The sequence below is a fragment of the Bradyrhizobium sp. B117 genome, from assembly GCF_038969555.1.
Classification (GTDB): Bacteria; Pseudomonadota; Alphaproteobacteria; order Rhizobiales; family Xanthobacteraceae; genus Bradyrhizobium.
On sequence record NZ_CP152414.1, the window covers coordinates 6,280,555 to 6,294,061 of the forward strand.

13 protein-coding genes are annotated in these 13,507 nt (G+C 64.9%); 5 read left to right on the forward strand and 8 right to left on the reverse strand.

Annotated elements, in window-relative coordinates; all coding sequences use genetic code 11:
• Positions 1 to 17: 17 nt before the first annotated feature.
• From AAFG16_RS30690 to AAFG16_RS30710, 5 genes are all read right to left on the reverse strand, one after another.
• On the reverse strand, positions 18 to 788 hold the full coding sequence (locus AAFG16_RS30690) for an SDR family NAD(P)-dependent oxidoreductase (RefSeq protein WP_342731283.1): 771 nt from the start codon (positions 786 to 788) through the stop codon (positions 18 to 20).
• Entirely contained in the window at positions 788 to 1,999 is a 1,212-nt protein-coding gene (locus AAFG16_RS30695; RefSeq protein WP_342731285.1) for an acyl-CoA dehydrogenase, read from the reverse strand. The genes AAFG16_RS30690 and AAFG16_RS30695 overlap by 1 nt, the downstream gene beginning before the upstream one ends.
• A gap of 52 nt (positions 2,000 to 2,051) precedes the next feature.
• On the reverse strand, positions 2,052 to 3,269 hold the full coding sequence (locus tag AAFG16_RS30700; protein ID WP_342731287.1) for an ABC transporter substrate-binding protein: 1,218 nt from the start codon (positions 3,267 to 3,269) through the stop codon (positions 2,052 to 2,054).
• Between the two features lie 63 nt (positions 3,270 to 3,332).
• Entirely contained in the window at positions 3,333 to 5,456 is a 2,124-nt protein-coding gene (locus tag AAFG16_RS30705) for an acetate--CoA ligase family protein (protein ID WP_342731289.1), read from the reverse strand.
• A gap of 1 nt (position 5,457) precedes the next feature.
• The gene (locus AAFG16_RS30710; RefSeq protein ID WP_342731291.1) at positions 5,458 to 6,228 is read right to left on the reverse strand and encodes an enoyl-CoA hydratase/isomerase family protein; all 771 of its coding nucleotides are present in this window, start codon (positions 6,226 to 6,228) and stop codon (positions 5,458 to 5,460) included.
• Positions 6,229 to 6,414: 186 nt separating this feature from the next.
• Here AAFG16_RS30710 and AAFG16_RS30715 point away from each other — a divergent pair, with 186 nt between their 5' ends.
• Positions 6,415 to 7,392, forward strand: coding sequence for a tripartite tricarboxylate transporter substrate binding protein (locus AAFG16_RS30715; protein WP_342731293.1), 978 nt, complete (start codon positions 6,415 to 6,417; stop codon positions 7,390 to 7,392).
• Between the two features lie 23 nt (positions 7,393 to 7,415).
• On the opposite strand, the gene AAFG16_RS30720 is transcribed toward AAFG16_RS30715, so the two are convergent.
• Positions 7,416 to 8,090, reverse strand: a complete 675-nt coding sequence (locus AAFG16_RS30720) for a TetR/AcrR family transcriptional regulator (protein WP_342731295.1) — start codon at positions 8,088 to 8,090, stop codon at positions 7,416 to 7,418.
• A 104-nt stretch (positions 8,091 to 8,194) separates the two neighbouring features.
• Here AAFG16_RS30720 and AAFG16_RS30725 point away from each other — a divergent pair, with 104 nt between their 5' ends.
• The gene (locus AAFG16_RS30725) at positions 8,195 to 9,106 is read left to right on the forward strand and encodes an SMP-30/gluconolactonase/LRE family protein (protein WP_283080217.1); all 912 of its coding nucleotides are present in this window, start codon (positions 8,195 to 8,197) and stop codon (positions 9,104 to 9,106) included.
• Here AAFG16_RS30725 and AAFG16_RS30730 read toward each other — a convergent pair.
• The gene (locus AAFG16_RS30730) at positions 9,087 to 10,004 is read right to left on the reverse strand and encodes a LysR family transcriptional regulator (RefSeq protein WP_283080218.1); all 918 of its coding nucleotides are present in this window, start codon (positions 10,002 to 10,004) and stop codon (positions 9,087 to 9,089) included. The two genes, AAFG16_RS30725 and AAFG16_RS30730, sit on opposite strands and share 20 nt — an antisense overlap.
• A gap of 145 nt (positions 10,005 to 10,149) precedes the next feature.
• Here AAFG16_RS30730 and AAFG16_RS30735 point away from each other — a divergent pair, with 145 nt between their 5' ends.
• From AAFG16_RS30735 to AAFG16_RS30745, 3 genes are all read left to right on the forward strand, one after another.
• Positions 10,150 to 11,232, forward strand: a complete 1,083-nt coding sequence (locus AAFG16_RS30735) for an LLM class flavin-dependent oxidoreductase (RefSeq protein ID WP_283080219.1) — start codon at positions 10,150 to 10,152, stop codon at positions 11,230 to 11,232.
• Positions 11,233 to 11,333: 101 nt separating this feature from the next.
• On the forward strand, positions 11,334 to 11,783 hold the full coding sequence (locus AAFG16_RS30740) for a flavin reductase family protein (protein ID WP_342741001.1): 450 nt from the start codon (positions 11,334 to 11,336) through the stop codon (positions 11,781 to 11,783).
• A 67-nt stretch (positions 11,784 to 11,850) separates the two neighbouring features.
• Positions 11,851 to 12,150 carry a hypothetical protein gene (locus AAFG16_RS30745; RefSeq protein ID WP_342731298.1) on the forward strand — a complete coding sequence of 100 codons (300 nt, stop codon included), beginning with the start codon at positions 11,851 to 11,853 and terminating at the stop codon, positions 12,148 to 12,150.
• A 354-nt stretch (positions 12,151 to 12,504) separates the two neighbouring features.
• On the opposite strand, the gene dhaK is transcribed toward AAFG16_RS30745, so the two are convergent.
• Entirely contained in the window at positions 12,505 to 13,494 is a 990-nt protein-coding gene (gene dhaK / locus AAFG16_RS30750; protein ID WP_342731300.1) for a dihydroxyacetone kinase subunit DhaK, read from the reverse strand.
• Between the last annotated feature and the right edge of the window lie 13 nt (positions 13,495 to 13,507).

Below are 13,507 nucleotides of genomic sequence, written 5' to 3' on the forward strand. Positions count from 1 at the left end.
TCGACTACAATCGTTCACTAGGCGAGATACCCGCCGTCGACCGGCAGGATGACGCCGTTGACATAGGATGCCATCGCTGATGCCAGAAAGATCACGGGTCCTGCGATCTCGTCGGGCTGCCCTACGCGCTTCATCGGGGTGCGCGCCATCAGGCCGGAGAGCCGCGCCGGATTGTCGCGCGTACTTTCGCTCATCTCGGTCGCGATGATGCCGGGCGCAACGGCGTTGACCCGGATGCCGTCGGGCGCGAGATCGCGGGCAAGTGCCTGCGTGAACAGCCGCACCGCCCCCTTGGACGGCGAATAGCCGAGCGCACCATTCATGCCGCCAAAGGCCGCGACCGAGGCAACGTTAATGATGGACCCGTGCGTCTTGCGCAACGCGGGGATGAAGGCATGAACCACGTTGAAGGTGCCGTTGACGTTGACGTCGAAGACCTGGCGCCAGTTCTCATGAGCGCGCGGACTGTCGATCGGCTCGCGGATGATGATCCCGGCGTTGTTGACGACGACGTCGGCGGGGCCGATCTCCTCGTCCACACGCTTCGCCAACTCGCTGCAGGCCGCAGCATCGGTCACATCGAGCGCCCAGGCGAGCGCCTCCTTGCCTACGTCCCTGATGTCGCGCGCGGCGGACTCTGCCCGGTCCTGCCGCAGATCGGTCACGACCACCTTCGCGCCGGCAGCGGCGATGCCGAGCGCGATTGCACGTCCGATCCCCGCCCCCGCCCCCGTCACCACGACGCGGCGATCGTGCAGCAGGCCCGCGACCTGACCCTGCGCAGCCATTATTTGCCTCGCGACAGCTGGAGGATCCGGTCGGCGATGATACCGAGCTGAATCTCGGTGGTGCCGGCGTAGATCGTCTCGGCACGCGCCTGGAGATAGATGGTCTCGAAGCGTCGCCGTGCCACCTTGATCGCCGGGTTCTGCGGCAGTGAGGCCTGCGACAGCAGCTCGATCGCGAGCGCAGCGAAGCGCTGATGCGATTCACTCCAGTGCAGCTTCGCAAGACTGCCGCGCGCCCCGATCTTGTCGCCGCTCGCGAGCGCCTCGACGGCGGTCTCGACATGCGCCTTCAACACCTCGATCTCGACTGCGACCTCGCCGAGCCGGACCGCATAGTGCCGGTCCGCGACCATCGCCGACAGCGCCGGATCGGTCTTGCTGGCGGCGATCAAATGGCGCAGCTCGTTCTCAAATCGCCAAGCGCGATACATGCGGTTGGTCGCGCGCTCGATCTCGAGTACGCGGATGGCCGCAGCCCAGCCCTCGTCGGGCGCGCCGATCGCATCCGTCTGGGCAACTTCGACCTCGTCGAAGAACACCTCGCAAAAGCTCTCGCGGCCGTCGATCGATTTGATGGTACGCACGCGTACGCCCTTGGCATCGAGCGGCACCGCGAACATGGCAAGGCCGCGATGGCGGTCCTCCAGCGGTCCGGTGCGCGCGAGCACCAGGCAGCGCTGGGCGCGATAGGCGCCGCTGGTCCAGATCTTCTGGCCGTTGATGCGCCAACCGTCGCCATCCCGCGTCGCGCGCGTCCGCAGGCCCGCAAGGTCGGAGCCGGCCTCGGGCTCGGAGAAGCCTTGGCACCAGATGTTGCGCATCTCGAGGATCGCCGGCAGGAAGCGCCGCTTTTGCTCCTCGGTGCCGACGGCCAGGATAATCGGACCGGCAAGCTCCTTGCCGATCGAGTTGACGCTCTCCGGCATCGCAAGCCGGCCGATCTCCTGATTGGCGATGAGGTGTTCGCGCAAGGAGCGGCCGTGCCCGCCATAGGCCTGCGGCCAGGTGATGCCGGTGAGGCCGGCGCGGTACATCGCCGCCTCCCAGGCGACGGACTGCTGCAACGTGGGCGCCGCGAACGCAGCGCTGTCGCTGCGGAAGCTGGCGGGCAGATTGGCATGCAGCCAGCGATGCATCGCATCGCGATAGGCTTCGCCCGTCAGTTTCTCGCCTGCGACGGCTTGCATCGATACCGTTTCAATTACACTCATCGCCTGCTTCCCGCTTTCGCCATCCATGCCGGCCTGTCCGGCTGCCTATTGCTCACTGCGACTTGAGAAGGTCGCAGGCGCTCTCCGATGCCGGCCGCCACGCGTCCTCGGGCGCGATCGAGCCGGTGATCTCGTAATAATCGTAGGTGTATTTGGATTCCGCCGGCGTCTTGATCCGTGCGACATAGAGCGGGCGCATCACCTGGCCGTCGGCCCGGATGCTGACGTTCTTCATCTCGAAATCGTTGACCGGCGTGTTCTTCATCTGCCGCATCACGGCCTCGCCGTCGTCGGCGCCCGCGGCGGCGACCGCCTTCAGATAATGCGTGATGGCGCTGTAGGTGGCCGACTTGCCCTCGTTGAGCAGCTGGCCGCCCGTCGCCTCGGCGTAGCGCTTGGCAAAGGCCCGGCTCTCCGGCGTCATGTCCCAGTAGAACGGAGTCGTCAGCCGCACGTTCTGGAGGTCTTTCAGGCCAATCCCGTGAGTCTGGCTGATCATGAGGCCGAGCGGAACGAGCAGCTGCGACTTGGTCAACCCGAACTCCTGGGCCTGCTTGATCGCATTGGCGAAATCAGAGCCCGAATTGGCGAGTGCGATCGCCTTGGCGCCACTGGCCTGCGCCGTCAGCAGGAACGAGGAGAGATCCGACGCATTCAGCGGATGCAGCACCGAGCCGACCACCTTGCCGCCGCCGGCCTTGATGAAGTTGGTCGCGTCAGTCTGCCAGGCCTTGCCGAAAGCGTAGTCGACGGTCAGGAAGAACCAGCTGTCGACGCCCTGCGCGAGCAGCGCCTTCACTGTGGCCTTCGGCTGCGCGTAGGTATCGACCACCCATTGCGTGGTCATCGGCGAGCATTTGTCGTTGGTGAAGAACGAGCCCGCCGTGCCGGCCAGCATGTAGGGCCTCTTGCGGTTCTTCATGATCTCCTGCACCGCAAGCGCGATCGAGGAAGCCGAGCAGCCGACGATGGCATCGACGCCCTCATTGTCGACCCAGCGCATGGCGATGGCGACGCCGACGTCGGGCTTGTTCTGGTCGTCGGCGATCACGAGCTCGATCTTCTTGCCGCCGACCGTTCCGCCGAAATCGGCGACCGCGAGCTTGGCCGCCGCGACCGAACCAAGGCCGCAATTGTCGGCATAGGGACCGTTCTGGTCGTTCATGATGCCGATCTTGACGACATCGCCGGAAATGCCCTGCGCGTGCAGGGGCGCATTCGTGAACAGCAAGGCCATCATGCCGAGCGCAGTGATCGTCGATCTCTTCACCGTTTCCTCCTGCCTTTCGCGTTTCCTCTGGGCCGGCTTGTGCGGCCTCTTGTGGTCTTGAATTCAGTGCCGTGCCCGCGCGCCGGTCAGAATCAGCAGCGCGTCGAGCGCCACCGCCCCCTCGCCCTCGGTGCGGAGCAGCAGCGGGTTGACGTCGATCTCGGCGACGGTGTCGGCATGCGCTGCGGCAAAGCGCGACAGCGCGGCAACGGCCCGGGCCGCGGCGTCGAGGTCGGCGCGCGGCCGGCCGCGCGCGCCGTCGAGCACCGCGAATGCCTTGAGCGATTTCAGCATCGCCATCGCCTGCGCCTCGCTGACCGGAGCCATCTGCACCGCGGAATCCTGGAGAATCTCCGCAAAGATGCCGCCGAGGCCGACCATCACCACCGGACCGAACACCGGATCGATGCGGCTGCCGAGGATCAGCTCCGCAACGCCCTTGGCCATCGGCGCCACGATCACGCCGTCGATCGTTGCCTTGGGCGCGCGGGTGGCGACGCGATCGCGCATCTGGGCATAGGCGCGCCGGACATCGGCTTCCGAACCGACGCCCACCACAACGCCGCCGGCCTCCGTCTTGTGCGGCAGGTCGGGCGAGGCGATCTTCAGCACCACGGGATAACCGATCTCGGTGGCGGCGCGCACTGCTGCATCCGCATCCTGCACGAGATGTTCGACCAGCACCGGCACGCCGGCGTCGGCAAGCGCCCGCTTGGCGCCAAGCTCATGGCGGAAAGCGTCTGCCGGAAGCGGCTTCGCCTGCGCGATTGTCGCGGGCGCGTCCTGCGAACGTTGCGATGCGGCCTGCAACCGCACCAACGCGGCAACGGTTGCGCAGCAACCGTCGAAGCTCGCGATGGTCGGAAAACCCAGCGCGTGCAGCTCGGCCAGCGCATCATCCGGGCCGTCCACGCACAGGACGATCGGGCGGTGGGGAAATTGCGCGCGCATGTTGCGCAAGCTGTCCATGTAGATGGAGCGCAGGCGCGGCAGATGCAGCGAGAACGGCAGCGGCAGGATCACCGTGTCGGTCCGTTCGTCCGCCACGACGGCGGTCATGATCTTCTCCAGGAGATCAGGCCGGCTCGACATCTGCGCGGTGGCGTCGACCGGATTGCGGGCCGACGCAAAGGGCACCAGCTCCAGAATCTGGCGTTGCGTCTCCTCGCCGAGCTCCGGCAACGTCAGTCCGACCGACTGGGCGGCGTCCGCAAGCAGTACGCCGAAGCCGCCCGACGCCGTGAGGATCGCGATGTCCGGCCCCTTCGGCAGCCGGTCCGGCAGCAGGATCGACGCGGCATGGCCGAGATCGATCAGCTCATCGATGCTGCGCACCCGCACCGCGCCGCAACGGGCAAACAGCGCGTCGAACACAGCATCAGATCCCGCCATCGCGCCGGTGTGCGAGGCCGCGGCGGCCTGGCCTGCCGACGACGTCCCGATCTTCATGGCGATGACGGGTTTGCCGGCATCACGCGCCTGCTCCAGCGCGGAGATCAGGCGGCCGGCGTCGCGGCACGCTTCGAGACAGCACAGGATCACCTTGGTGGTGGGGTCACGTGCCATCCAGGCAATGCCATCGGCAATGTCGATGTCGCACTCGTTGCCGGTGGTGATGAAGCGGCTGACGCCGACGCCGCGCTCGCTGGCAAGGCGCATGGTGTAGCTGCCGAGATTACCGCTCTGCGACACGATGCCGAGCGAACCCGCAGCCGGCATGCCGTGCTCGAGCACGATCGAGAAGGTCGCGATGCTCCTCTCGGCGACGCTGACCGCGCCAAGGCAATTCGGCCCAAGCAGGCGCATGCCGCTGCCCCGGGCGGCGACGCGCAGCCGGTCCTGCATGGCGCGACCCTGCTCGCCGAGCTCGGCAAAGCCCGAGGAGAAGACGACGACGCTGCGGACGCCGCGGGCGGCGCACTGCTCGACCGCTTCGCCCGCGCGTTCCGCATCGACCGCGACGATGGCGAGGTCGGGCGCTTCCGGCAGGTCGGCGACGGAGCCGTAGGCTTGCAGCCCCTGCACCGTCGCAGCCTTGGGATTGACCGGATAGATCCGGCCCGCATAGCCGTGGCGGCGCAACAGATCGACCGGCCGCCCGCCGATCTTCGTCGCCTCCTGCGAAGCGCCGATGATCGCGATCGAGCGCGGCGACATCAGCGCGTCGAGACCCTGTCCCGGCCGCATCTCAGCGCCCCTTGAACACCGGCGCGCGCTTCTCGAGGAACGCCATGCGCGCCTCCTTGGCGTCCTCGGTCTTGGACAGGGCCATGGTGATGTTCTGCTCGAAGCGATAGGCATCGCGCGGCGGCATCAGCTCGACCATGTTCGCCGCGTTCTTGGCGTATTCCATCGCGATCGGGCTCTTCGAGGCGATCTCGCGTGCAAGCTTCATCGCCTCCGGAATCAGGTTTTCCTTGGTCGTGCAGGCCTCTATGATGCCGAGGCGGTAGAGCTCGGCAGCCGGCACGCGATAGCCGGTGAAGAACATCCGGCGCATCAGCGAGCGACCGAATATCGTGTTCAGCATCGCGGCACCGCCGGCGAGACCGACATTGATCTCAGGCATGCCAAAGACGGCCTCCTCGCAGGCGTAGAAGATGTCGCAGGAGGCCATCAGGCCGACACCCGCGCCGAGCGCAACGCCGTTGATCGCCGCGATGACGGGCTTGGCACATTCACGGATGCAATTGCCGGTCTCGCGCGTGATCCGGTTGTGACTGTGAAACGCGCCGATCTTCGCCGGATCCGGACGATCCTTCAGATCCGCGCCGCTGCAGAACACCTTGCCGGCGCCGGTCAGGATCGCGACCCTGACGTCCTGGCGCTCGGAAATCTCGTCGAACACCGCCACGATGCGGTCGCGCATGGCGCGATCGAGCGCGTTCACCGGAGGACGGTTCAGCGCCACCAGCGCGATGTTGTCAGACACTTCTAGGGTGACGATATCTCCTGACATGGGCTTCCTCCTGGCTTCTGTTCGTCTTGCTAGGGTCGCATCGCGACGCCTGACCGATCGGTCAGCTTTTCGTGCTGATAACACCAACCTCAGTTGCTTGCAATATCCTCTTGCGCCCCTATTGACCGACCGATCGGTCAGCCGCTAGCTTCACAGCAAGCAAGAACGACCTTGAGGAGGATTTCCGTGCCCAGGATCAGCCGACGCCAGGCGACAGCTCTGATCGCCGGCGCCCTCGCCGCGCCGCTCGGCGCGCCCGCAATCGTCAGGGCGCGTGCGTCGCAAATTTTCATCATCGTGCCCTATGCGCCCGGCGGTTCGATCGACAGCCTGATGCGCTCGATCGCAAAGGCGATGGCGGAAAACCTGGACCAGCCGGTTCTGGTCGACAACAAGCCCGGCGCCAACGGCATCGTCGGATCGCAATATGTGGCGCGCGCGCCGAAGGACGGATCCGTCCTGCTCGCCGGCGGCACGGGACCGATTTCGCTGAACGTCCTGCTACGCAAGAACCTGCCCTACAAGCTCGAGGACTTCGCCTCCGTCGCCATGCTCTGCAACGGACCGCTGTCGCTGACCGTGAATGCGCGCACGCCAGCCACCGACGTCAAGAGCTTCGTCGCCTACGCCAAGGGCCGCGACAAGCCGCTGTTCTACGCGACGCTAGGCCCGGGCAGCGTCACGCATCTGTTCGGGATCATGATGGGCAAGTCGATGGGATTTTCCGTCACCGAGGTTGCCTATCGCAACAATCCGGCCTCCATCATGGAGACGCTGTCGGGAGAGTGCGATCTCAATTTCGCAACGCCCGCCGCCGTCATCGAGCACGCTCGGGGCGGTCAGCTTCGCATCCTCGCGGTGTCCTCGGAAAAGCGCATGGCGAGCTTTCCCGAGATACCGACGCTGGCCGAATCCGGCCATCCCGACCTCACGGCCTCGTTCTGGACCGCGCTGCACGCGCCCGCCGGCACGCCGCGCGACGTCATCGCGCGGTTGAACGCGGCCGCGAACGCCGCAATGCAGAAGCCGGAGATCGCAAAGCAGCTCGATACCGACGGCCTGATGGTCGACACCGGCGCGGCGGAACGGCTCGACGCCCAACTGACCAAGGATGCCGCGCTCTGGGGACCGGTGATCAAGGCGCAGAACATCGTTCTGGAATGAGGCGCGGGCCGCCGCCCCGCCGGTCAGCGCGATTTGCGCCGGCCAGCCTTGGGCGGCTCCGCCGCCGGAAGTTCGACAAGCTCACCACTGCGCAGGCCGTTGAAGATCATGTCGAAGAAGGCGTCGGCGATCTGCTCGGGGGTCGCGGACTTGTTGGGATTGTACCAGCGATGCATCCAGTTGAGCGAGGACAGGATCAGCCGGCCGGTCATGGGAACATCAACCTTGCGAATCTCGCCGGCATCGATGGCTTCCTGGATCAGGCCGCGCAGAAAATTCTCGAAGCGGTCGCGGCGCGTCAGCCGTTCCTTGTGCCGCTGGCGATCGGGATCGTTCCAGAAGGCGGTCGTCGAGGCGATCCAGGCCCAGCGGTAGCGGCGGAAATATTCCGCCGTGGCGACCATGAAAGCGCGGATTTTTTGCGACGGCGGCCCGTCGGGAATGCGATCGCGCACGAACAGATAGAGCTCGAGCGTCGAGCCGACCGCGACGCGCGCGTAGATCTCGTCCTTGTTGGAGAAGTGATGATAGAGCAGCGACTTGGAGATGCCGCAGGCAAGCGCGATGTCGCGCATCGAGGTTCCCTCGAATCCCTTGCTGGCGAACAGCCGTCCGGCCTCGGCAAGGATCTGCAGCACGCGGTCCGAGGCCTCGGCTTGGTTCGCAACGCCATCCTTCATCGTTGACAGTTCAGTCATGAATTCCGCAATCCATTCGTCAGCCAGCGAGTCTCTAGAACGAAACTAGGTTTTCACCGACCGATCGGTCAAGCCCGGCGATTCCCGTGCGAGGAACCATGAGCATGGCACGGATCACGCGCGTCGGCACGACCAGGAACCAGCTCGGCGAGAGCCCGGTGTGGGACGAGCGCAGGCAGCGCCTGTTCTGGATCGACTCCCGCGCCGGACTGATCCACACGCTCGATCCCGTCACAGGTGCGGCCGACGAACTCAGCGTGCCCGCGCCAATCGGCTCATTGGCATTGCGAGGCGACGGTCGTGCGGTGCTGGCGCTGCGCCATGGATTTGCGCACCTTGATTTCGGCACGCGCGCGCTGACCGAAGGTCCCTCGATCGGGCTCGACCACACCAAGGTGCGGCTGAACGACGGCAAGGCCGATCCTCATGGACGCTTCCTGGCAGGCACGATGCATAGCGAGCGCGCCCCGGACGAGGCGCCGCTGGGCGGTCTCTATCGCCTGGACGCATCAGGCGCGCTGCAGCTGCTGGACACCGATCTCGCCGTCAGCAACGGACCGTGCTTCAGCCCGGACGGCCGGACCTTCTACCTCGCCGACAGCGCCAGGCGGATCATCTGGGCCTATGACTACAGTCGGGACGACCCGCTCGCGAACAAGCGCGTCTTCGTCGACACCGAGGCGCAAGGGTCGGGCTGCGACGGTGCAACCGTCGATGCGGAAGGCTGCCTCTGGTCGGTGCTGGTGCGCATCGGCAAGATCGCGCGGTTCGCACCTGACGGAACGATGGTGCGGACGATCGACATGCCGGTCCGTCATCCGACCAGCGTGGCCTTCGGCGGAGCCGAGCTCGACATTCTCTACGTGACGTCGATCTCGCGCAGCCACGCGCTCGGTGACGATCACCCCGATGCCGGCGGGCTGTTCGCGGTCGAAGGCCTCGGCGTCCGCGGCCTGCCGGCGCACAGGTTTGGTCCGTACGGAACCGACGCTTCCGCTACTGCGCCGATCTCTTGATCTGCTTCGGCACGTTCTCCACCATGTAGTCCACGAACACCCTGATCTTCTCCGGCAGATAGCTGCTCTGGAGAAACGTCGCATAAATCCCTTCGTCGAAGGTGGAATTCGTCACCCGGAAGCCGGGCAACAGACGGACCAGGCGCCTGCTCTTCAATTCCTCCGCCACCGTGTAGTCATCGAGCAGCGCGATACCGTGCCCGGTGACGGCGAGATCGCACAGCACCACGCCGTTGTTGCTGCTGAGCGACGACGGCACGACGATCTCGCGCAAATTGTTCCTGCGCATGAACTTCCACACCACATCATCCGGGCCCATCCAATAGGTCAGGCAATGATGGCGAGTGATGTCCTCCGGTTCGCGCAACTTCGGCATCCGGCCGACATAGTCCGGTGAGGCCACGAGGATCCGCTCGCTTCGCAGCAGCCTTCGCTGCATGAGGCCCGGGTCTTTCGCCGCCTGGATCTGGAAGTCGACGTCGAATTCATCTTCGCGAAGCTGAGGACGCCGCTCGGACAGACGCAGCTCCACCTTCAGCTCCGGATAGAGCTTTTGAAATCCCGGGATCAGGGGCGAGAGCACCTTGATGCCGAACAGCGTCCGCGAGTGCACGCGCAGCGTTCCGCGCGGCGCGGTCTGGAGCGAGAGCGCCGCAGCCTCGGCATCCTCGATGCCGTGCAGCACCTGCTCGGTGCGCTGGAAGAAAATCTTGCCGGCATCGGTCAAGCCGAGATGGCGCGTGCTCCGGTTCAAAAGCTGCACGCCGAGCTGTGCCTCGAGCTCGCCGATGTAGCGCGACACCGACGCCGGCGAGAGCCCGACGCGGCGCCCGGCCGCGGAAAAGCTGCCTTCGCGGACGGCGCTGACGAACAATTCCATGGCCTGGAGGCGATTCATCGATCTTTTCAGATTTTGCAAAGGACATGCTCAGATTACGCCAATTGTTCGAAAAAGCTCAAGGCCATAGCCTCATGAGAACGCGTCGCAAGAGCGACCGCGGCGGATCGCAAACGCGACCGCGATAGGGTGGAGGAAGCAACCGATGGAATTCGGCGTATTCATTCTGGCGCAGCAGCGCGGCTATCATCAGACCTCGCAGCAGGTGATCAACAACGCCGTCGAGCAGACCGTCGCCGCCGAGCAGGCCGGCTTCGACACGGCCTGGTATGCCGAGCACCATTTCAACAATTACAGCCTGTGTCCTTCGCCGCTGATGATGGTCGCGCATTGCGCCGGCCTGACCAAGCGGATCCGGCTCGGATCGGCCGTCTGCGTGCTGCCGCTGTACAACCCGGCGCGACTGCTTGGCGAGATCGGCTTTACCGACATTGTCTCGAACGGGCGCCTCGATCTCGGCATCGGCTCGGGCTACCAGAAGTTCGAGTTCGACCGCTTTGGCGTCGACCTTGACCAGTCGCACGCGCTGTTCGCCGAATTCTACGGTGTGCTCCACGCCGGCATGCGAGAGCGCATCTTCTCCTATTCCGGCGAGCATCTGAAGATGCCGCCGACTGCGATCGCGGTGCGCACGGTGCAGAAACCGATGCCGCCGATCTGGGTCACGTCCGGCCACGGCGAGACGCTCGGCCGCGCCATTCGCGACAATCATAACCTGTTCGTAACCGCGCTCTTGAACGGCCTCGACGCGATCAAGGCCCTGCGCGAACGCCTCGAGGGGATCGCAGCCAAGGAAGGTCGGTCCATCGACGATACGCATTTCGGCTTCCTGCGCTGTGCCTATGCCAGCGACAATGACAGCGAGATCCAGTCGTATCTCGATAACGCCCGCTTCCAGCGCCGGCTGTCCGAAAGCCTGAAGTTCCGGCGCGCCCAGAGCGATGACGGCTACCTGATCAAGGAAGAAGCCGGGCCGAACGACATGAGCCTGGAGACGATGCGGAGCAATCTGCCCGTCGGCAGCGTCAACCAGGTGATCGACCGCATGCTGGAGGAAATCAGCATCCTCAAGCCGACCCACATCGCGCTGCAGACTCAGCTCGGCGATTTCGATCAGCGCACGATGCTGCGCCAGATCGAACTGTGGGGCAGCAGGATCATCCCCGCGATCCGGAAAGAACTGAAATCCGGCCGCGGCAAGGTCGCAAGCGAAGCGGTCTCGGCTTAGCCCACCCGGCGAGGAGCGAGGTTCCGAGGTACGTCATGGGATGCCAGATGTCTCAAATGACCGATTTCCGCTCAGTCGATGCCGCCGAGTTTCGGCTAGCCATGCGCAATCTCGCAAGCGGCATCGCGATCGTAGCAACGGGATCGGAGAGCGCACGGCGTGGATTGACGGTCAGCTCCGTCACCTCGCTGTGCATCGATCCGCCCTGTCTCCTCGTCGGAGTCAATTCGAGCTCCGAAACGCATGCCGCCATCCTCGCCAACGGCCGCTTTGGAATCAGCCTGCTCGGCCGGGGGCAGGAGGATCTGGCACTTCGTTTCGCTGGCGGAGCGAAGGGCATGGACCGCTTCGCGACGGCACCATGGCAGCAAGGCGTCCTCGATGTGCCGATGCTCGAACCCGCGCTCGGCGGATTGGAGTGCGTACTGCATCATCACCAAATGGTCGGGACACACGGTCTCTTCATCGGCAGAATCGTGGCCACCCGCGGCGGCAACGGTGATCCTCTGGTCAACTTCCAGGGCGCGCTGCGCGCGCTTCCACAAGCCTAGGTGAGGCTTTAGCGCCTAAACTGACATCATCACCACACCGGCCGGATGCGTACGAGGGAGCGGCACTATGATCATCGAATGCCTGGACGGCGACACTGTCAGACTGACTGAGCCGTTTGACTTCTGCAGGTTCAAGCTGATCCTGCATGCCGAGGCGCGACCCGAAACGCAGCGCTGGAACGGGATCACACTTCTTGACGATCGCGATGCGCTCGTCTCGATCGATCTGATCCCTACCCTGCCGGGCCGTCCTGACGATGCGAACTGGGATCAATGCTACGCAGAGATGGTGACCAAAGCCCGGGAGCATGGCTGGATCGACACCGAGCGACACGCGATCCGGGCTCACGTTAAACGAATACCTTAGCCGCCACGGCCGGCGCTTGTGCGCGTTCTCGGACCGACCAACGCGATCGCCTTGGTTCGTACTCCCCAACCCGTTCAGTACTCAAACGCCGGCATCGCACCAAAGAACGACGGCCCAACTTGCCGACGACAGATTTCTCTTGATCCACCGGTGCACACGTCGTGCACACGCCGCCTTCTAACCGATTGAAACGCTTGAACGCTTGCTCCAATCACGGATGCGCCGGCGAACGCAGGCTGCGCCAGCAATAGCGTCGCTGCGGCCATCGCGATCATGCCGAGAGCGAAAGTCCCGAACATCTGCACCTCAGGCGTATCGCTTTGTCCTTCATTGTCGATTCTGCGTTCCCGTCCATCAGATGCCCCAGCGTAGCGCGGCGGTATGCACCGGTGCATCCCACAATTCCTTTGACTGGTTGTCCAGCACGGAGACGGTGATCGAAGCACCAGCCATATCGAGGGACGTCACGTAGGAACCGGTCAGGAAACGCGTGGCCGAGATCCCCGCTCCGTCCAGAATGCGCTTGGCGCTGTTGGCCATCAGATAGAGCTCGATCAGCGGCGTCGCGCCAAACCCGTTGATCAGAAGAAGCACTTCACTGCCCTTGCTCGGCGCGAGATCGCCCAAAATCGCGTTGAGCATCTCGGCGGCAATCGCATCGGCAGAGCCTAGCGGCACCCTGCGGCGTCCCGGCTCGCCATGAATGCCGACACCCATTTCCATTTCGTTGTCGGCCAGGGTGAAATTAGGCCGCCCCGCCGCCGGAACGGTGCACGGCAGCAGCGCCACGCCCATCGAGCGGGTGCGCCTGTTGACGCCATCGCCGAGCGTCTTGAGCGCGGCGAGCGGCATGCCCTGTTCGGCCGCAGCGCCGACCATCTTCTCCACGATCAACGTGCCCGCGACACCACGACGACCAGTGGTGTAGGTCGACTTCTCGACCGCGACGTCGTCGTTGGTTACGACGCTCGCGACTTCGCGCCCGGCCATCTCGGCGGCCATGGTGAAGTTCATCACATCGCCTTCGTAATTCTTGACGATGAAGAGCACGCCTGCTCCGGTATCGACGGCCTCCGCCGCCTCGATCATCTGATCCGGCGTCGGTGAGGTGAAGACCTGGCCCGGACAGGCGGCATCGAGCATGCCATGGCCGACGAAGCCGGCATGGAGCGGCTCATGGCCGGAGCCGCCGCCCGAGATCAGCGCGACCTTGCCCGGCTTCAGACTGCGGCGGCGCACGAATTTCCGCTCGGCGCCGAGCAGCAGAATATCGGCATGTGCAGCCGCCAATCCGTCGAGACTCTCTTCGAGCACCGTGTCGGCGCTGTTGATCAGCTTTTTCATCGCGTCCTCCCGG